This window comes from Halopseudomonas maritima (assembly GCF_021545785.1).
GTDB lineage: Bacteria > Pseudomonadota > Gammaproteobacteria > Pseudomonadales > Pseudomonadaceae > Halopseudomonas > Halopseudomonas maritima.
Genome location: NZ_CP079801.1, coordinates 881,348 through 899,190, shown reverse-complemented (window position 1 = coordinate 899,190; position 17,843 = coordinate 881,348). Strand labels below are relative to the sequence as shown.

The window sequence follows — 17,843 nt, the reverse complement described above, 5'->3', positions numbered from 1 at the left end:
CCGCTGCCGCCGCCTGATAGCATGAGCTTTTGGCTACAGGGGGAAGGGCGGTATGCTGGTGCGCGACGGCTGGTTGGAAGGGGCGCCACGGTGTCTTTCTGCGCATTGCAATGAGCGCCCGAGCGATGATATCTCCCTGCTGGTAATCCACAATATCAGTCTGCCGCCTGGTGAGTTTGGCGGCGGCTACGTACAGTCCTTCTTTCAGGGTGAGCTTGATCCTGCCCAGCATCCCTACTTTGCTGACATTGCGTCACTGCGGGTGTCGGCGCATTTTCTGATCGAGCGTGACGGCCTGGTTACCCAGTTTGTCTCTTGCGACCGGCGTGCCTGGCATGCTGGTGCTTCGCGCTATGCCGGCCGGGACAATTGCAATGACTTTTCTATCGGTATCGAGCTCGAAGGCACTGATGAGCTTGCCTACACTGATGCCCAATACGCTGCCTTGCTAGCCCTGACCAAGGCGCTGCAGGCAGCCTATCCGGCCATCACCAATAGCCGTATTACCGGTCATGAGTTTATCGCGCCGGGACGCAAGTCGGACCCCGGTATCGCCTTTGATTGGCAGCGCTATCTTTCAGCGCTCAAGGGAGTGAGCTGATGTATTTTCTTGCCTTGTTGCTGGTGTGTGGGCTGATGTGGCTGGCGCCGCTGCGCCGTGGCTTGCCAGTGGATGTGCCACGTCTGTGGATTAGTTTTACCGCGCGCTGGGCTGATCGCGGCCCTTGGCTGGTCATGCTGCTGGTGCTCTTGCCGCTGCTGCCGCTCGCCGTGCTGCAGTGGTGGCTGGGCAGCCAGAGCCTGGGTTTGATGCTTCTGCTGCTGTCCGCATTGGTGCTGCTGGCCTGCATGGGCCGTCGCGATCCCCTGGAGGGGATGACAGCGAGGTTTGAAGCTGCGTTGGCGCGCGGTGATCAGCAGGCCGCGTCGCAGCTGGTTGAGCATGAGCTGGGTGCGCCTGTGCCTGCCGATGCTGATGGCGCGCTGCCGCCTCTGGTGGCTGCTGCGCGTCGTGTCTTGTTGCGCGAGGTATTGCATGGCTATGTGGTAACCGTGTTCTGGTTTGTGTTGCTGGGCCCGGTTGGTGCACTGGGGTACCGTCTGTTGCACTTGCTGACCGCGCGGCAGGCTGCGCCGCAGACAGGGCCTGCCCCGGCCCTGGTGCACGCCCTGGAGTGGCTGCCGGCGCGCCTGCTGGCAGTCAGCTTTGCGCTGGTGGGGCACTTTGACCATGTGCGCGATGCCTTGGCTGGCGCGCTGTTGAGCTGGGATGTTGGCGCTGATGAGCTGGTTGATCGCACGGCGGTGGCTGCCTTGTCTGGTGGGCAGGGGAGCTTGGCTGATGAGGACGACACCGGCGCGCTGGCCGACACTCGTACCTTGCTCAAGCGCGCGCTGCTGGCCTGGGCGGTGGTGATGGCGTTGTTGGTGGTATTGGGCTGACGGCGTTCGGCGTTTTCTTAAAGTTGTCGTAATTGAAGCCGATAGCGTCAACATGAGACATTAAGAAGTGGCGCGCAGCGTCAGCCTCTGCAGCGGATATCATTAAAACAACCAGCGTCAGTACAGCTGATGCCTAGCCCGAACCGCAGGGCAGCTTACTTTTAGGAGAGTTCTCGGGTGAATAGCCTTCTGTCCCCTGCCATTGCGTTGATGAATAGACTCAGCTACGGCATGAAGTTCTGTCTGATCAGCGTACTGTTCTTTGTCCCCCTTGGTATTGTCAGTACGCTGCTCGTGCAACAGTCCTACGAGCGCGTCGAAGTCACGCGACATGCGCTCGACAGCCTGGCGGTCGTGCAGGGTGTGGCCAAGGCGCTGCAAAGCGCCGAACTGGTGCGTGATCTGGATGTGGTGAACCTGCGCATCGGTCAGGGTGGCGAGGTGGCGGGTATCGAAGAGCGCCTGACGCAAGTGCGTGGGCAACTGGTGCAGCAGTTGCAGCAGCTACCGCTAAGTGCAGAAGACCCGGCGGCGGCGGATGTTATTCAGATGCGTGACCAACTGGTTGCCCGCTATGAAGAAATCGGCGCTCAGTCGATCATTTCGCGCAGTGGCATGTCCGCTCAGGCGCTGGACAATGTCGGCAGCTTGCTGAATCTGGCCGCCGCTTACGCCGGATTGCCGCAGGACTTTGATCGCAACATTCGCCAGCTCACCGAGCTGTTGATCGCCGGCATGCCCGAGGTCACATCTACCGTTGGCCAGGGACGTGCGACCGGTGCCTATTCGATGGGGCTTGGCTTTCTCAACTCCGATGCCAGTCGCGAGATGGATGAGCTGGTAACCGTGCTGCAGAAGTTGGGGACCGATTATCAGCAGAGCCTGGATCAGTCGATCGGCGAGACCGGTAACGCCACGCTGGCGGCGGCAGCGGCGCGCAGCCGCGAAAGTATCGACAACGCGTCGCTGATCTTTGAAGAAGACATCATCCTCGCTGCCTCGCTGGACAGCAGCTGGGACGCTTTCTTTGACCGCATCAGCGGCGAGATTGATGCCACCTATGCGCTGAATGCCGCCATTTTTGACTATCTGGGGGGGCGACTGGAAAGCCGCCTGGGTCAGAATGAGCGCGCCATGATGGTTTTGATTGTCTCGCTGCTCGCGGTGGGTTTGCTGATTATCTACCTGTACGCGGGCTTCTACATGGCGACTCGCCGCACGCTCAAGCGTCTGTCGCAGCAAATGGGGCAGGTTGCTCAGGGTGACATGACCGTGCGCGTGGATGTGGATAGTCGCGACGAGCTGGGCGCCCTGGCCAGTGATTTCAATAACACGGTGCAGCGCGTGCGTGAGTTGATCCAGCAGGTCAGCGTGACCTCGGGGCAGGTGCAGGAGCAGTCCCGTGAGGTTGAGCAGATCGCGACAGAAAGCAACCAGTCGGTGACCGCGCAGCGCAGTCAGATTGAACAGGTTGCAACGGCCATGAACGAAATGGCTGCCACCTCCCAGGAGGTGGCGCGTAGCGCCGCTTTGGCTGTCACCAACGCCGAACAGGTGAACACGGAAACCCTCAATGGGCGACGCCTGGTTGAATCGTCGGTCGACGGCATCGAGAAGTTGGCCGGTGAGATCGAAAACTCGGTGCGGGTTATCAACCAGTTGGCGGAAGACAGCGCGTCGATCAGCAGGGTGCTGGATGTGATCAAGGGTGTGGCTGAGCAGACCAACCTGCTGGCGCTGAACGCGGCTATCGAGGCTGCCCGGGCTGGCGAGCAGGGCCGCGGCTTTGCGGTGGTGGCGGATGAAGTGCGTACCCTGGCGCGTCGCACGCAGCAGTCCACCGAAGAAATCGAGCAGATGATCGTGCGCCTGCAGGACGGTGTAGGTGCAGCGGTGCGGGCTATGGACAGCAGTCATGGCATGACCGCTTCCACGGTAGATGCCTCTCTGCGGGTTCAGCAGGGGCTGGACAGCATCCTGAAAGCGGTGACGCAAATTGTTGATCAGAGCCAGCAGATTGCGGCCGCTGCCGAAGAGCAGACAGTGGTTAGCCACGATATCGATCAGAACATCGTGCAGATCAACCAGGCGGGTGAGCGCACCGCCGAAGGTGCCCGTCGCTCGGAGGACGCCAGCGGTCGCATGGGGCAACTGGTGCAATCGCTGCAAGGCATCATCAACGCCTTCAAGGTATAGCCGGAGCCGGGTGCGTGGGCCTAAGCCTCTGGCTTGGGCTTGGGTGCCCACAGAACTTCATCGACAGCCTGCAAGCGCGCGATGCTGCGGGCGACCACAAACAGCAGGTCTGACAGGCGGTTAAGGTAGATAGCCGATTGGTTGTTCACCTTCTGCTCTGCCGCGAGGGTCAGGTAGTGGCGCTCGGCCCGCCGACAGACACTGCGCACCAGGTGAGCCTGCGCCACCAACGATGAGCCGCCCGGCAGGATGAAGTTCTGCAGTGGCGCCAGTGCCTCATTGTATTCATCCACCAATGCTTCCAGTGCTGCGACGTCGCTTGCTTCGATGATGTCGTGGCCGGGCACAGCCAGCTCACCGCCTAGGTCGAACAGACGGTGCTGCAGCGGCACCAGTGCCGCTTTCAGTTCGGCCAGTTCTGGCGTCTCCAGCTGACTCAGCAGTACTCCCAGTTGGCAGTTCAGTTCGTCAACATCGCCCATTGCTTCAATTCTTGGATGGTCCTTGCGGATACGTTGGCCGTCCGCCAGGCCGGTATCACCGCGGTCGCCGGTGCGTGTATAGATTTTGCTGAGGCGGTAGCCCATGGGGTGCTCTCCGGTTGGGTGGCTCAATCGGTGGGTAGTTGGTGCTGCTGCAAACAGATCTGGGCGGACTGCAGCAGACGCTCCAACGCCGGCACCGGCAGCCCGTCATGGCGAGCCTGACGGCAGGCGTAGCCGAGGATGTAGTCAATTTCGGTGCGTCTGCCGGCATGCAGGTCCTGGCGCATGGAGGAGCTGTTGGTCGCGGTGTTGCGTATCACCTGGTGGACAATGCCGGTCAAGTCATCGTCGATGCCCTGTTGACGCAATAGTTGCTCAAGTTCCGTCAGGCAGGCCGTCAGCCACGCGCCTGCGCGCTCAGGCACCTCGCCGTTGCAGCAATCGTAGATGAGCGTAAAGGGGTTGATCGCGCAGTTGATGGCCAGCTTGCGCCATAGCGTTGGCATGATGGGGTTTTGCCAGTGCCAATCAAACAAGGCTGGCGGCAGTGTCTGCAGCCAGGCGGGGGAGTCTGTATCGGCGCTGAGTGGGCCGAGGGTGGTGCGGCCTCTCCCAGCCCAGACCAGTTCTCCTGGCGCCGGCTGCCAGGCACCGTCAGTGACGCTGGCGGCATAGAGGCGCTGGCCGGGGCAGGCTCGGGCGACCGCCTGCTGCGCGCCGAGGCCATTTTGCAGCATGAGTATGTCTGACGCCGGCGCCAACCGAGGCTGCAGCAGTTGCACGGCAGCAAGCGCCGTATGCGCCTTGGTGGCAACGATCAACTGCTTGATAGGTGTGTCATGCGCCGCTGTTTCGAGGGCCAGGGTCAGGGCATGGCGCTGGCTGCCGTCATTGAAGAGCAGTTGGTTGTCACGCCGCTGCCAGCTCTCCAGTTGCTGCTGGTTGCGCACAATCAAGCGGTAATCGATGCCCGCCAGCTGCAGGCGGGCGGCCCATAGCAGGCCCAAGCTGCCTGGGCCAAGAATATGCAACACGGGCTCAGGACAGCCGGGTTTCGGTGATGAGGTTGGTTTCGTAGGCCTCAGCCAGCTTGGCCTCCACCTGCTCCAGCATTTGTTGCGAATCAGGCAGCGCCTGTTTGTCGGTCAGCGTGCAGATAGCCATGCCGGCACGAATCGACAGGTAGCCGTCACTGGTTTTGAACGCCTTCAGGTTGAGCCCGTCGTGCAGGCGGCGAAAGCTCGCCGGCTTCAGGTCGGCAGCCTCTTCGGCCAGGGTGACGATGGCAAAAGCGTTGCTGTCGACCCGTGCGATAACATCGGTTGGACGCACCAGTTGCTGCAGACGTCGTGCCGTGCCGCGCAGGACTTCTTGCTGCACAAGGTCGCCAAAGCGTTCGTGCAGGGTGGGTAGATTTTGTACACCCATGACGACCAGGCAGCACGCGCCGCCGCGTGACTCGACGCTGCGCAGTGCATCGCTGAGGCGTTGCAGCAGGTAGCGGCGGTTGCCAATCGCGGTCAGCCGGTCGACCAGGTTGTGCTCTTCGAGCTGGGCGTTGTTGGTCGCCAGCAGGCGGTTTTCATCCAGCAGACGGTTAATCAGCTGCGAGGTACGGTCGGCGGCGAAGATGCGCGGCAGCAACTGCTCGTTCATGGCAGATTTGCTGATGAAGTCGTCTACGCCCCGGTCAAAGGCTTCGCTGAGCACGTTGTCACCCTCTCGTGCGGTCAGCAGGACCACGTAGGTGTAATGGTCGGTTTGCTCATCCAGCTGGCGAATGCGGGTGGTCAGCTCCAGGCCGTCCATTTCCGGCATCAACCAGTCGGCCACCATGACGCTGGCGGCGCGCTCCTCATGCATGCGTAGCGCATCAACCGCCGAGCTGGCGAAGCGAATGTCGTTATAGCCGGCCTGGCTCAGTGTGTGGCCGATGACAGCGCTGCTGAACTTAGTGTCATCCACCACCAGAATACTGAGTTGGGGATTGGGCATGAGGTGCTCCCTGCTGGATGTTGACCAATCTGGTTATAATGCCACGAGGGTATACTGTTGTTTTGCAATCAACATCATATATTTGCCATTTAGAGGAAGTTGCATGCCGTCCTTTGACGTGGTTTCCGAACTGGACAAACATGAGGTGACCAACGCGGTTGATAATGCCAAGAAGGAGCTGGACCGGCGTTATGACCTGCGCGGCAAGGGCAGCTTCGAGTTTAACGACAAGCAGCTGCAGATTACCCTGACCGGGGATGCCGACTTTCAGCTTGAACAGATGATGGGCATTCTCGAACTCAGCATGACCAAGCGCAACTTGGATATTCGCTGCCTGGAGTGCAAGGAGCCGTTTGCCTCGGGCAAGCAGGTCAAGCAGGAAGTGCTGCTCCGGGAAGGAATCGACAAGGAACTCGCTCGCAAGATCGTGTCTCTGATCAAGGACGCTAAACTCAAGGTCCAGGCCGCCATTCAGGGTGACCAGGTGCGCGTGACCGGCAAGAAGCGCGATGACCTGCAAGAGGTGATCGCCCTGTTGCGCGGCAGCGCGCTGGAGATGCCGCTGCAGTTCAACAATTTTCGCGACTGAGGCTCAGTCGGCTATTTTTTAGATGCAAAAGGGGGAAGTAATGGAGCAACTGATGGAAAAGCTGAATGGGCTGGAAGAGGCTTGGCTGCCGTTGGTAATCGAGTACGGCAGCAAGCTGGCGCTGGCGCTGCTGACGCTGGTTATTGGTTGGTGGTTGGTTGGCCGGGTCATCAAGGCGATGGAAGCCGTGCTGAACAAGCGCAATGTCGAGCCGACTTTGCATGGCTTTGTGACCGCGCTGGTGTCGGTTGCCCTGAAGGTGCTGTTGCTGATCAGCGTCGCGGGCATGGTTGGTATCGAAACCACGTCCTTTATTGCCATGCTGGGTGCTGCCGGTCTGGCTGTCGGTCTGGCGCTGCAGGGCAGCCTGGCTAACTTTGCCGGCGGTGCGCTGATCCTGTTTTTGCGCCCGTTCCGTGCCGGTGAGTACATTGAGGCGCAGGGCGTGGCGGGTACGGTCGATAGTATCCAGATCTTCAACACCATTTTGAAAACGCCGGACAACAAGACTGTCATCATCCCTAACGGCAGCCTGTCCAATGGCAATATCGTCAACTACTCGCGTCAACCAACCCGCCGTGTCGACGTCAATATCGGCATTGACTATGGCGACGATGTGAAAAAGGCCCGCTCCATTCTGCTGGGCCTGGCAGCGGCTGACAGCCGCGTATTGAAAGATCCGGAGGCGGCGGTCTGGCTGGTGTCGCTGGGCGATAATTCGGTCAACCTCTCGCTGCGCATGTGGGCCAAGACGGAAGACTTCTGGGGTGTGTTCTGGGATATCCAGGAGCAGGCCAAGGAAGCCTTCGATGCACAGGGGATCTCCATTCCCTTCCCGCAGCGTACCGTGCACATGGTTACCGAGGCGGCAGCGAAGTAATCGTCAATGCGCTATGGAAAACCCGGCTTTTGCCGGGTTTTCTGCTTTATGCGTGGCGCATTTTCTCGCTGCTGTACTGTCAGTCAATGCCCGGGCGGGAAACGCGGTCCGGGTGCGCCAGTTTGAGCAGGGCGAAGGCCAGGATGATTGCCGGCAGCCCGGTTAACGCGGTGACGCAGAAGAATCCGATCCAGCCCAGTTTGGCTGCCAGCAGCCCGGTGAAGCCGGCGGCAAACTGCCCCGGCAGCGTCATCAGTGAACTGAACAACGCGTATTGGGTGGCGGTATAGGCCGTGTTGGTGAGACTGGACAGGTACGCGATGAAGACAGAAATGGCCAATCCACCGGTAATGTTGTCGGCGATGATTGCCAGCACCAGTCCGTCCGGCTGCGGCCCAATGAAGGCCAGCCAGGCAAAGATCAGGTTGGTGGCCGGGGCCATGAAGGCGGTTAAAACCAGGATCGGAGCGATGCCAAAGCGTGCCACCATAAAACCGCCCAATGCCGCGCCACCCAGCGTCATGGCCAGCCCGAAGGCGGCGGCAATGTTGGCAATCTGCTGCTTGCTGAAGCCGATATCCAGATAGAAGGGGTTGGCCATGGTGCCCATGAAGATGTCGCTGATGCGAAAGGTGGCGACAAACAACAGGATCACGATGGCGACGCGGCCATAGCGGCCGAAAAACTCGGTAAAGGGCGCGATAAAGGCGCTGGTTGCCCAGTTCGACAGGCTCTGACGCCAGCCGGCACCGGTAGTCCCCAGCTGTTGTGCCAAGGCTTGCTCGGCTGCTTGTGCGTCGCGGTTGTCGTGCACCTCGGGCTCGGCGATGCACAGCGTGGTGATAAGGCCTACCAGCATGAGTGCGGCCATCATGCTGTAGGCGCTGCTCCAGTCTTGCAGGGCCGCAATATGCAGCGCGCCGGCGCCGGCGGCCAGAATCGCGACCCGATAGCCGGTCACGTAGGTGGCCGCCATTGCTGCCTGGCGGTGGCGGGCTTCGGCCTCAACCCGGTAGGCATCGATCGCAACGTCCTGAGTGGCCGAGCCAAAGGCGGCCAGCACGGCCCATAGTGCAACCCACTCCAGGTGCTCCAGGGGATCGCTCAGAGACATGCCGAGCAGCGAGCCGGCAATCACCAACTGAGCCAGCAGCATCCAGCTACGTCGGCGACCGAACAGGCGCGTCAGCACAGGCACTGGCAGACGGTCGATCAGCGGCGCCCAGAGAACCTTGATTGAATGCGCCATGCCGACCCAACTGAGAAAACCGATGGAGGCCAGCTCAACGCCGATATCGCGCAGCCACGCGCTGAAGGTGCCGCCAACCAGCAGTAGCGGCAGACCGGCAGAGAAGCCAAGGAACAGCATGCCGATGACGCGTGGCTTGAGGTAGACTCGCAGCCCGTCGTGGACCGGCTGGGGGCTGTCTGGTGTGTTTTGAAGACTCATGGATGTCCTTGTTGCGGCGGCTCAGGCGTCAGGCCAGCCGTAGTGTTGCAGGTTGACGCGGCCATTTCGGATCAGCACACCCTCGGCGCTCAGGCGCGCTCGCTGTTCGCGTCCAGCCGGCGTATCAGCGCCCAGCGACAGCTTGCCCTGGCTGTTGAGTACGCGATGCCAGGGCAGACGGGTGTCGTCGGGCAGCTGCCCGAGCCAGCGGCCGACCAATCGCGCGCCCCGACCCAGCCCCGCCAGCGCAGCCAGACGGCCGTAGCTGGTGACCCTGCCCGCCGGGATGCTGGCCAATGCCTGAAAGAAGGCGTCGCGGCGCGGGTCTGGGTTGTCAGGCTGGAACATGCCGGATGTCTGCTGGTCTTTCATGCAAGGTTTTCGTTTTCCGACATATTTTGGGGTGTGAGGCAATCATGTTGCGTCGGCTGGTTTCAGGTTTGGTTCTGGCGGTGCTGTCGATGGGCAGTGTCGCCGATACGCTGTGGCTCGACAATGGGGACCGAGTCAGCGGTAAGGTGGAATTTCTGGATGCCGGCAAGCTGGTGCTGCGCACCGAGTATGCAGGTACTTTGTCCATCAGCACCAGCCGCATTCGTACCTTTACCAGCGATGAGCCGGTGCTGGTGCGTCTGGGTAATGGCGATGAGTATACGGTGCAGCTGGCAGAGGCTGAGGAGCCGGGGCAGGTCATGCTGCGGGTGCCCAACCGTCGGCCGATTGCGACAGACATAGCCCGCATTGATCGTCTGCTGGTGCCGCGCCCGTTGGTGTACGACATGGTTTGGGAGGGGGATATTGACGCCGAGCTGGACATCAAGGACACCTCGGGCACCGAAAAGCGCGACGTCGATGTGGATATTGCGTCAAGCCTGCAGCATGGACGCTGGCGTCATGATATGACGCTGGAGTATGACCGTGACTACAGCAACGATGTGAAGACCAGTCACGTGCTGGATGCGTCCTATGATCTCAACCGGTTCCTCGACGACCACTGGTTCTGGGCCGGGCGCATGCGCTACAAGCGTGACTATATAGAAGAGCTTGCTCGTCAGCGTCAGTTTGGTACAGGCCCTGGTTACCAGTGGTGGAACAATGGCCTGGGGCGCTTTGAAACCTCGCTGCTGCTGGGGCGGCTCTGGACCGAAGAGCGTGACGGCACTCGCGACAAGTACGATGCGTTGGGGCTGCAGTGGGATTATCGGCGCTACCTGCTAGGCAAGCGCTTTGAGGTGTTTCATAACGCCGAGGTGCTATTGCCGGCCGACCCGGCGGTGCGTTATCAGCTTGATACCGAGTTGGGTTTGCGCTACCGGTTGACCAGCTGGGCCTCACTCAGTTTGAAAGGGGAGCTGGACTATCTCAACACGACCGATGAGACCGGCTATCGCGATACCCGATACACTCTGGGGGTAGGGGTGGGTTGGTAGGCGAGGCAGCGCGGCGCTAGTGGCGCTGCGCTGCGTAGGCGTCGATCAGATGCGCAGACCGCCGTCCAGTTCCAGAATGCGACCTGTGTAGTAGTCGTTCTCGAACAGATAGGCAGCTGAATGGGCGATCTCTGCCGGCTTGCCCATACGCTTGAGCGGAATTCCGGAGGTCATCTTTTCCAGCGCTTCGGGCTTCATGCTGCCGGTCATTTCGGTTTCGATAAAGCCCGGCGCGATGCCTGCTACGCGGATGCCGTAGCGTGACAGTTCCTTGGCCCAGGTAACGGTCATGGCGGCTACCCCGGCCTTGGCGGCAGAGTAGTTGGACTGGCCAATGTTGCCCGCGCGCGAGATGGAGGAAATGTTGATGATCAGGCCCGGGGTGCCCAGCTCGATCATTTTTGCAGCAACTTCACGGGTGCCCAGGAAAACGCCGGTCAGGTTGACGTCGATGACCGACTGCCACTGCGCCATGCTCATTTTCTGAATTTGCCCGTCTTTTGCCTTCAGCAGCAGGCCGTCGCGCAGAATGCCCGCATTGTTGATCAGGCCGTGAATGGCGCCAAAGTCGTCGGCCACCTGGTTCACCATGTGGGTGACCTGCTCTTCGTTGGCCACATTACAAACGTAGGAGCGAGCATCTCCGCCTGCCTGCTTGCAAGCGGCAACGGCAGCATCCAGTGCCTCCTGGTTCAGGTCGACCAGTGCCAGTTTGGCACCCTTGGCCGCCAGGAACTCGCCCATGGCTCGCCCCAGACCCTGGCCGCCACCGGTAATGATGATAACGCTGTCTTGCAGTTGCATCAGACACTCCTCGTAATAGGTTATTGAAACAGGTGCGCAAGCATGCACCAGATTCGGTGGTTTTTGAAGACCTGAACCCGCATTCGGGTCATTTTTTGACTTTGTTTCATGCTGCGGCCGAGCGCCTCGTCGCCAGTGCCTTGAAAGCGGCCGTGGGCGTACCCATATAGTCCTGACTGACCATATAGAGAGGTTTACATGGCCTTATTTCGAGTGTTGTTGCTGATTCTGCCGCTGCTGGAGTTGGCATCACTGATTGTGCTCGGCGACCGCATAGGCGTCGGGGCAACCCTGTTGTGGGTAATTGGTAGTGGCCTGCTGGGCCTGGTGCTGATTCAGCGTCAGGGCTGGTCCATGCTGCAGCAGCTGCAGATTCGCATGGCCGAGAACCGTTCCCCGTTTGCGGTACTGAAAACCGGTATGTGGTGGCTGCTGGCGGGCGTGCTGTTGATGATCCCCGGTTTGATTACCGATACCTTGGCGGTTCCGTGCCTGGTTATGGCGCTGGTGTCGCGCGGCAAGCCGGCCCCGGGTGAGCCGGGTGGCCCCAGTGTCTGGAAGCAGGGCGATACCACCATTATCGAAGGTGAGTGGCGCGACGGTGAAGATCAGCGCGCGCCGCGCGATCACCGCATCGAGCGTGACTGAAAAAAATCTTTTGTCAGGGCCTTGAAAAGCCCTGGCGCAGCCCCATCTAGTTCACACCGGTTTAGCAGGCTCGTGCGCGCACGAGCCGTGAACAGCGACGTGCCAACAGGCGCGTCCCCCGCAGCGGCCTCGGCGGCTGCGGATTTCAACGTGAAAGCGCCGGGTTGCCGGCATTTGAGACAATTAATTGGGAGACACACAACGATGAAAATTCGTCCGTTACACGATCGCGTAGTCGTTCGTCGCAGCGAAGAAGAAACCAAGACCGCTGGCGGTATCGTGCTGCCCGGTTCGGCCGCTGAAAAGCCGAATACCGGCGTTATCGTTGCTGTAGGTACCGGGCGTCTGCAGGACAACGGCGAAGTTCGTGCGCTGGCCGTCAAAGAAGGCGACAAGGTGGTATTCGGTCCTTACTCCGGCAACAACACCATCAAGGTTGATGGTGAAGACCTGCTGATCATGAGCGAGTCCGAAATCTACGGTGTAATCGAAGGCTGATCCAGCCGCCGCTAACCCCTTAACGAATTCATTTGAAGGAAAGCAATCATGGCTGCAAAAGAAGTTAAATTCGGTATTTCCGGTCGCAACAAGATGCTGGACGGCGTCAACACGCTGGCCAACGCAGTAAAAGCCACCTTGGGTCCGAAGGGCCGCAACGTACTGATCGAGCGCAGCTTCGGCGCGCCGCTGATCACCAAAGACGGCGTTTCCGTTGCCAAGGAAATCGAACTGAAAGACAAGTTCGAAAACATGGGCGCCCAGCTGGTCAAAGACGTTGCCTCCCGCGCCAATGACGACGCTGGTGACGGTACTACCACTGCTACCGTACTGGCCCAGGCTATCGTTACTGAAGGTCTGAAAGCCGTTGCTGCCGGCATGAACCCGATGGACCTCAAGCGCGGTATCGACAAGGCCACCGCCGGCATCGTTGCCGAGCTGAAAAACCTGGCCAAGCCCTGTGCCGACTCCAAGGCCATCGCCCAGGTAGGCACCATCTCCGCCAACTCTGACGAGTCCGTCGGCAGCATCATCGCTGAAGCCATGGACCGCGTTGGCAAAGAAGGCGTCATCACCGTTGAAGAAGGTTCTGGTCTGGAAAACGAACTGTCTGTTGTTGAAGGCATGCAGTTTGACCGCGGCTACCTGTCTCCCTATTTCGTCAACAAGCCGGAAACCATGTCCGCTGACCTGGACAACCCTTACATCCTGCTGGTCGACAAGAAAATCTCCAACATCCGCGAGCTGCTGCCGGTTCTGGAAGCCGTTGCCAAGGCTGGTCGTCCGCTGATGATCGTCGCTGAAGACGTTGAAGGCGAAGCGCTGGCAACCCTGGTTGTCAACAACATGCGCGGCATCGTCAAGGTTGCTGCTGTCAAGGCACCGGGCTTCGGCGACCGTCGCAAGGCCATGCTGCAGGACATCGCCATCCTGACCGGTGGTACTGTGATCAGCGAAGAAGTTGGCCTGAGCCTGGAAACCACGACTCTGGAGCACCTGGGTCAAGCCAAGAGCGTGCAGATCAACAAGGACAACTCCACCGTTGTTGACGGCGCTGGCGCCAAGGCTGACATCGAAGCCCGCGTTAACCAGATCCGCAAGCAGGTTGAAGACACCACCTCCGACTACGACCGTGAGAAGCTGCAAGAGCGTCTGGCCAAACTGGCTGGCGGTGTTGCCGTGATCAAGGTTGGCGCTGCTACCGAAGTTGAAATGAAAGAGAAGAAGCACCGCGTAGAAGACGCGCTGCACGCTACTCGTGCTGCGGTAGAAGAGGGCGTGGTTCCTGGCGGCGGTGTTGCCCTGGTCCGTACTCTGGCTGCGATCGACGGTCTGACTGGCGACAACGAAGATCAGAACGTCGGTATCAAGCTGCTGCGTCGCGCTGTTGAAGCGCCGCTGCGTCAGATCGTTGCCAACGCCGGTGAAGAAGCCGCTGTTGTGCTGGAGAAAGTACGTGGTGGCGAAGGTAACTTTGGCTACAACGCTGCTACCGGCGAATACGGCGACATGATCGCCATGGGTATTCTGGACCCGGCCAAGGTAACCCGCAGCGCGCTGCAGGCTGCTGCGTCCGTCGCCAGCCTGATGATCACCACTGAAGCCATGATCGCTGAGCTGCCGGAAGAGAAGCCGGCTGCAATGCCTGATATGGGCGGCATGGGTGGTATGGGTGGCATGGGCGGCATGATGTAAGCCAGCCTCACCCCAAAAAACCGGCTCTTGCAGCCGGTTTTTTTATGCCCGCTATTTTTTCATGCGTTTTCTTTGTAAGAGATCTCCTACAGGGCGTGTACGCCTTTGACACTAGGGAGCGTGGGTAAGCGGTGCTTTTTGTTGTGATTTTTTATTAAGCTTATGAATTTAAAGGATTTTATTTTTAAGGTTGCGTGAGAATGAATGTCATTTGATGCTTGCGCTCAGTCCTGAAAAGCTTATTATCTACTCAAGCGCGACGGATAGCGCTGCTCGGCAGGGAGCTTGAGCAAGGGATTTTCAGGACGATTAAGCCGGGATGGCTGGACATGGAAGGCACGAAAGGACTAAAGAGTGGGCCGGTTTACCGGCCCCTTTTTTTTGTCTGGAATTTGGCGGTCTGCAGTCGAGCTGTAAGCCGTAGCCAGGGGGCGGGCTAAGCCAAAGGCGTGTCTGCGCCTGGTAATGTCGTAGGCTGGCTTCCTTCTTCCCCTTATCAACTTTGCTGGCCCTGCCGGCGTCCGCGCAAACGGGGTATATCACGGGTATGCCCGCCGCAACAAAACGCTGTCGAGCTATGTACGCCCAGGTGCGCGAGGTGCATAAAAAAACCGGCTGCAAGAGCCGGTTTTTCGGGGGTGAGACAGGTAATCTGCTCAGCGCTCCAAGTATTGCAGCTTGTCCGGTACGCCATCCCACTCTTCGGCGTCGGGCAGAGAATCTTTCTTCTCGGTGATATTCGGCCAGACTTCGGCCAGGTCGGCGTTCAGTTCGATGTACTCGTCCATGCCTTCGGGGATTTCGTCCTCGGAGAAAATTGCACTGGCTGGGCACTCTGGCTCACACAGGGCGCAGTCGATGCACTCGTCCGGGTGAATAACCAGGAAGTTCGGGCCTTCGTAGAAGCAATCGACCGGGCAGACCTCAACGCAATCGGTGTACTTACACTTGATGCAGTTGTCGGTAACAACAAAGGTCATGGTCAGGTCTCCATCGTATTAGGCGAGAAAAAGCTGGCGCGTAGTCTATCAGTTTTTTTGAGGGGGTATAGGGTTCAACGCTTTTTTGTGCTGATAAACGCACGATCCCTTCTTTTTAATGCAAATAAGTATCATTTGTTGTTTGTTCAGGCCCACTCTCGTTTCATTTTGTATAGCAGCTCCAACGCTTGTCGCGGACTGAGATCATCTACGTCAAGACCTTGCAGGTGTTCCACCAGCGGATGTGCAGCACTGGCAAACAGGTCACTTTGGAAAGGTTGATGCGGTGTACCTGCCGGCCGATTGCTCTGTTCCAGGCTCTGCTGCTCAAGCTGAGCCAGATGCTCGCGCGCCCTTTCAATCACGGGGCGGGGAACGCCGGCCAGCTGGGCTACCTGCAAGCCATAACTCTGGCTGGCCGGGCCAGGCTGCACGTTGTGCAGGAACACGATGCGCTCGTTGTGTTCGGTGGCGTTCAGGTGCACGTTCACTACGCCTGGGTCGCTGTCGGCCATGCCGGTCAGTTCGAAGTAGTGGGTGGCGAACAGGGTAAAGGCGCGTGCCCGCGCCAGGTATTCAGCGGCGGACCAGGCCAACGACAAGCCGTCGAAGGTGCTGGTGCCGCGACCGACCTCATCCATCAGTACCAGGCTCTGGTCGGTGGCGTTGTTGAGAATGTTGGCGGTTTCGCTCATTTCGACCATGAAGGTCGAGCGACCACCGGCCAGGTCGTCACTGGAGCCAATACGGGTGAAGATGCGGTCCACGCAGGACAGCTCCACCGCTGCGGCTGGTACAAAGCTGCCGATATGCGCCAGCAGGGTGATCAGCGCCGTCTGGCGCATGTAGGTCGATTTACCGCCCATGTTCGGCCCGGTAATGATCAGCATGCGGGTGTCCGGGTCCAGTACCAGGTCGTTGGCGACAAAGGGCGTCTCCAGTACCTGTTCCACCACCGGGTGGCGGCCCTGGTTGATATGCAGTTGGCTGCCCTCGATAAACTGCGGGCGGCAGTAGTCCAGCGTGCCTGCGCGTTCGGCCAGGGTACAGAGCACATCGATTTCGGCCAGGCTGGCGGCGCTGGTTTGCAGAGCGGCGAGGTCTTCATTAAGGCGGTCGAGCAGCTCGTCGTAGAGTTGTTTCTCACGGGCCAGTGCGCGGCTGCGCGCCGACAGTGCCTTGTCTTCAAAGGCTTTCAGCTCCGGGGTGATAAAACGCTCGGCGCCCTTGAGGGTCTGGCGGCGGATGTAGTCGACCGGCGCCTGATCGGATTGGCTGCGCGACAGCTCGATATAGTAGCCATGCACCCGGTTGTAGCCGACCTTGAGGGTGCTCAGGCCAGTGCGCTCACGCTCGCGGGTTTCCAGGTCAATCAGATATTGGCCGGCGTTTTCGCTGATGTTCTGCAGTTCATCCAGCTCGGCGTCAAAGCCGGCCTTGATCACGCCGCCGTCGCGCAGTACCGCTGGCGGGTTGTCGATCACCGCGTTGGCCAACAGCTCGGCCAGGTCGGGATAAGTGCTGACCTGCTCGGCAAGGTTGCGCAGATGCGGCGCTTCAACCGGTTGCAGGCAGTCCTGTAGCGCAGGCAGCGCTGCCAGCGCGTCACGCAGGCGTGCCAGGTCACGCGGGCGGGCAGAGCGCAGGGCTACACGGGCGAGAATACGTTCGATATCGCCGATGCCCTTGAGTTGTGGCTGCAGGTCCAGATAGAACTGCTGATCGAGCAGGGTGCTGATGCTGTCCTGCCGTGCCGCCAGTACCTGCATATCGCGCAGCGGGCGATTCAGCCAGCGGGCCATTAGACGGCTGCCCATGGCGGTGGCGGTATGGTCCAGCACGTCGAGCAGGGTGTTGTCGCGGCCACCGGACAGATTCTGGTCGATTTCCAGATTGCGGCGGCTGGCGCTGTCGATGATTACGCTGTCTTCAAAGCGCTCGTGGCTGATGCTGCGAATGTGCGGCAGGGCGGTGCGCTGGGTTTCCTTGGCGTAGCTGAGCAGTGCGCCGGCAGCGCCGAGTCCCAGACGCAGGTCGTTGCAGCCAAAACCTACCAGATCCTTGGTGCCAAATTGCTGGGTCAGGCTCTTGAAGGCGCTGTCCTGGTCAAACTCCCAGGGCGCCCGACGACGCACGGCACGGCGGCGTTCAATCGGGGTGTTGCTCTCCCAGTCGTCGGGAATCAGCAGCTCGGCGGGGGCCAGACGCTCCAGCTCACCCAGCAGGGTTTCCCAGCCGCGCAGCTCCATGACCACAAAGCGGCCGCTGTTGATGTCCAGCGTGGCCAGGCCAAAGCCCTTTTCGGCGCCCACCAGAGCGGCCAGCAGGTTGTCGCGGCGTTCATCCAGCAAGGCCTCGTCGCTGACCGTGCCGGGCGTAATAATGCGCGCGACCTGACGCTCGACCGGCCCCTTACTGGTGGCCGGGTCGCCTACCTGTTCGCAGATCACCACTGACTCGCCAAGCTTCACCAGGCGCGCCAGGTAACCCTCGGCCGAGTGGTAGGGAATGCCGGCCATGGGAATCGGTTGGCCGCCGGATTGGCCGCGGGCGGTCAGGGTGATGTCGAGCAGGCGTGCGGCCTTTTTGGCGTCGTCATAAAAGAGCTCGTAAAAGTCGCCCATACGGTAGAACAGCAACTGCTCGGGGTGCTGCTGTTTGATGCTGAAGTACTGCTGCATCATCGGGGTGTGGGCGGTGGCTTCGGATTTGCTCTTTTTCATCAATGACTCGACTGCGCTGCGGGTGAA

17 protein-coding genes are annotated in these 17,843 nt (G+C 60.0%); 9 read left to right on the top strand and 8 right to left on the bottom strand.

What is annotated here, in order from left to right:
* The first annotated feature begins 52 nt into the window (after positions 1-52).
* The 3 genes from ampD (at position 53) to HV822_RS04175 (ending at position 3,639) form a co-directional block, all read left to right on the top strand.
* Positions 53-601, top strand: coding sequence for a 1,6-anhydro-N-acetylmuramyl-L-alanine amidase AmpD (gene ampD / locus HV822_RS04185; protein WP_238872515.1), 549 nt, complete (start codon positions 53-55; stop codon positions 599-601).
* Entirely contained in the window at positions 601-1,443 is an 843-nt protein-coding gene (gene ampE / locus HV822_RS04180; RefSeq protein WP_238872514.1) for a regulatory signaling modulator protein AmpE, read from the top strand. Before ampD ends, ampE begins: the two co-directional genes overlap by 1 nt.
* Positions 1,444-1,620: 177 nt before the next feature.
* A complete protein-coding gene (locus HV822_RS04175; RefSeq protein WP_238872513.1) occupies positions 1,621-3,639 on the top strand; it encodes a methyl-accepting chemotaxis protein in 2,019 nt (672 codons plus the stop codon).
* Positions 3,640-3,659: 20 nt separating this feature from the next.
* Here HV822_RS04175 and HV822_RS04170 read toward each other — a convergent pair whose 3' ends face one another.
* The 3 genes from HV822_RS04170 to HV822_RS04160 are packed head-to-tail and all read right to left on the bottom strand — an operon-like array spanning position 3,660 to position 6,119.
* Positions 3,660-4,226 carry a cob(I)yrinic acid a,c-diamide adenosyltransferase gene (locus HV822_RS04170; protein ID WP_238872512.1) on the bottom strand — a complete coding sequence of 189 codons (567 nt, stop codon included), beginning with the start codon at positions 4,224-4,226 and terminating at the stop codon, positions 3,660-3,662.
* A gap of 23 nt (positions 4,227-4,249) precedes the next feature.
* Positions 4,250-5,155 carry a 2-dehydropantoate 2-reductase gene (locus tag HV822_RS04165; RefSeq protein WP_238872511.1) on the bottom strand — a complete coding sequence of 302 codons (906 nt, stop codon included), beginning with the start codon at positions 5,153-5,155 and terminating at the stop codon, positions 4,250-4,252.
* A gap of 7 nt (positions 5,156-5,162) precedes the next feature.
* A complete protein-coding gene (locus tag HV822_RS04160) occupies positions 5,163-6,119 on the bottom strand; it encodes a GGDEF domain-containing response regulator (protein ID WP_238872510.1) in 957 nt (318 codons plus the stop codon).
* Positions 6,120-6,222: 103 nt separating this feature from the next.
* On the opposite strand from HV822_RS04160, the gene HV822_RS04155 reads away from it, so the two are divergent.
* Both HV822_RS04155 and HV822_RS04150 read left to right on the top strand, forming a co-directional pair.
* Positions 6,223-6,708, top strand: coding sequence for a YajQ family cyclic di-GMP-binding protein (locus HV822_RS04155; RefSeq protein ID WP_238872509.1), 486 nt, complete (start codon positions 6,223-6,225; stop codon positions 6,706-6,708).
* A gap of 40 nt (positions 6,709-6,748) precedes the next feature.
* Complete coding sequence (locus HV822_RS04150; protein ID WP_238872508.1) at positions 6,749-7,588, top strand: mechanosensitive ion channel family protein; 840 nt, start codon at positions 6,749-6,751, stop codon at positions 7,586-7,588.
* Between the two features lie 79 nt (positions 7,589-7,667).
* On the opposite strand, the gene HV822_RS04145 is transcribed toward HV822_RS04150, so the two are convergent.
* Entirely contained in the window at positions 7,668-9,038 is a 1,371-nt protein-coding gene (locus tag HV822_RS04145; protein ID WP_238872507.1) for an AmpG family muropeptide MFS transporter, read from the bottom strand.
* Between the two features lie 21 nt (positions 9,039-9,059).
* Positions 9,060-9,410 (bottom strand): MGMT family protein, encoded by a 351-nt coding sequence (locus HV822_RS04140; protein WP_238872506.1) that lies wholly within the window; start codon positions 9,408-9,410, stop codon positions 9,060-9,062.
* 44 nt (positions 9,411-9,454) lie between these two features.
* Here HV822_RS04140 and HV822_RS04135 point away from each other — a divergent pair, with 44 nt between their 5' ends.
* Positions 9,455-10,468, top strand: coding sequence for a DUF481 domain-containing protein (locus HV822_RS04135; protein ID WP_238872505.1), 1,014 nt, complete (start codon positions 9,455-9,457; stop codon positions 10,466-10,468).
* Between the two features lie 45 nt (positions 10,469-10,513).
* On the opposite strand, the gene HV822_RS04130 is transcribed toward HV822_RS04135, so the two are convergent.
* Positions 10,514-11,272, bottom strand: a complete 759-nt coding sequence (locus tag HV822_RS04130) for an SDR family oxidoreductase (protein ID WP_238872504.1) — start codon at positions 11,270-11,272, stop codon at positions 10,514-10,516.
* 198 nt (positions 11,273-11,470) lie between these two features.
* On the opposite strand from HV822_RS04130, the gene HV822_RS04125 reads away from it, so the two are divergent.
* The 3 genes from HV822_RS04125 (at position 11,471) to groL (ending at position 14,113) form a co-directional block, all read left to right on the top strand.
* A complete protein-coding gene (locus tag HV822_RS04125; RefSeq protein WP_238872503.1) occupies positions 11,471-11,920 on the top strand; it encodes an FxsA family protein in 450 nt (149 codons plus the stop codon).
* A 204-nt stretch (positions 11,921-12,124) separates the two neighbouring features.
* Positions 12,125-12,418: a co-chaperone GroES gene (locus tag HV822_RS04120; protein ID WP_083724423.1), complete on the top strand. Its 294-nt coding sequence runs from the start codon at positions 12,125-12,127 to the stop codon at positions 12,416-12,418.
* 48 nt (positions 12,419-12,466) lie between these two features.
* Entirely contained in the window at positions 12,467-14,113 is a 1,647-nt protein-coding gene (gene groL / locus HV822_RS04115; RefSeq protein ID WP_083724421.1) for a chaperonin GroEL, read from the top strand.
* Positions 14,114-14,769: 656 nt separating this feature from the next.
* Here groL and fdxA read toward each other — a convergent pair.
* Both fdxA and mutS read right to left on the bottom strand, forming a co-directional pair.
* Positions 14,770-15,093, bottom strand: a complete 324-nt coding sequence (gene fdxA, locus HV822_RS04110; RefSeq protein ID WP_083724410.1) for a ferredoxin FdxA — start codon at positions 15,091-15,093, stop codon at positions 14,770-14,772.
* Positions 15,094-15,239: 146 nt separating this feature from the next.
* Positions 15,240-17,816: a DNA mismatch repair protein MutS gene (gene mutS / locus HV822_RS04105; RefSeq protein WP_238872502.1), complete on the bottom strand. Its 2,577-nt coding sequence runs from the start codon at positions 17,814-17,816 to the stop codon at positions 15,240-15,242.
* Positions 17,817-17,843 lie beyond the last annotated feature (27 nt).

Coding starts and splice junctions, on each gene's coding strand:
- HV822_RS04135 (WP_238872505.1), top strand. CDS start 9,455: ATGTTGCGTCGGCTGGTTTCAGGTTTGGTTCTGGCGGTGCTGTCGATG.
- HV822_RS04150 (WP_238872508.1), top strand. CDS start 6,749: ATGGAGCAACTGATGGAAAAGCTGAATGGGCTGGAAGAGGCTTGGCTG.
- HV822_RS04160 (WP_238872510.1), bottom strand. CDS start 6,119: ATGCCCAATCCCCAACTCAGTATTCTGGTGGTGGATGACACTAAGTTC.
- ampE (WP_238872514.1), top strand. CDS start 601: ATGTATTTTCTTGCCTTGTTGCTGGTGTGTGGGCTGATGTGGCTGGCG.
- fdxA (WP_083724410.1), bottom strand. CDS start 15,093: ATGACCTTTGTTGTTACCGACAACTGCATCAAGTGTAAGTACACCGAT.
- groL (WP_083724421.1), top strand. CDS start 12,467: ATGGCTGCAAAAGAAGTTAAATTCGGTATTTCCGGTCGCAACAAGATG.
- HV822_RS04155 (WP_238872509.1), top strand. CDS start 6,223: ATGCCGTCCTTTGACGTGGTTTCCGAACTGGACAAACATGAGGTGACC.
- HV822_RS04145 (WP_238872507.1), bottom strand. CDS start 9,038: ATGAGTCTTCAAAACACACCAGACAGCCCCCAGCCGGTCCACGACGGG.
- HV822_RS04120 (WP_083724423.1), top strand. CDS start 12,125: ATGAAAATTCGTCCGTTACACGATCGCGTAGTCGTTCGTCGCAGCGAA.
- HV822_RS04130 (WP_238872504.1), bottom strand. CDS start 11,272: ATGCAACTGCAAGACAGCGTTATCATCATTACCGGTGGCGGCCAGGGT.
- HV822_RS04125 (WP_238872503.1), top strand. CDS start 11,471: ATGGCCTTATTTCGAGTGTTGTTGCTGATTCTGCCGCTGCTGGAGTTG.
- HV822_RS04170 (WP_238872512.1), bottom strand. CDS start 4,226: ATGGGCTACCGCCTCAGCAAAATCTATACACGCACCGGCGACCGCGGT.
- HV822_RS04140 (WP_238872506.1), bottom strand. CDS start 9,410: ATGAAAGACCAGCAGACATCCGGCATGTTCCAGCCTGACAACCCAGAC.
- mutS (WP_238872502.1), bottom strand. CDS start 17,816: ATGAAAAAGAGCAAATCCGAAGCCACCGCCCACACCCCGATGATGCAG.
- ampD (WP_238872515.1), top strand. CDS start 53: ATGCTGGTGCGCGACGGCTGGTTGGAAGGGGCGCCACGGTGTCTTTCT.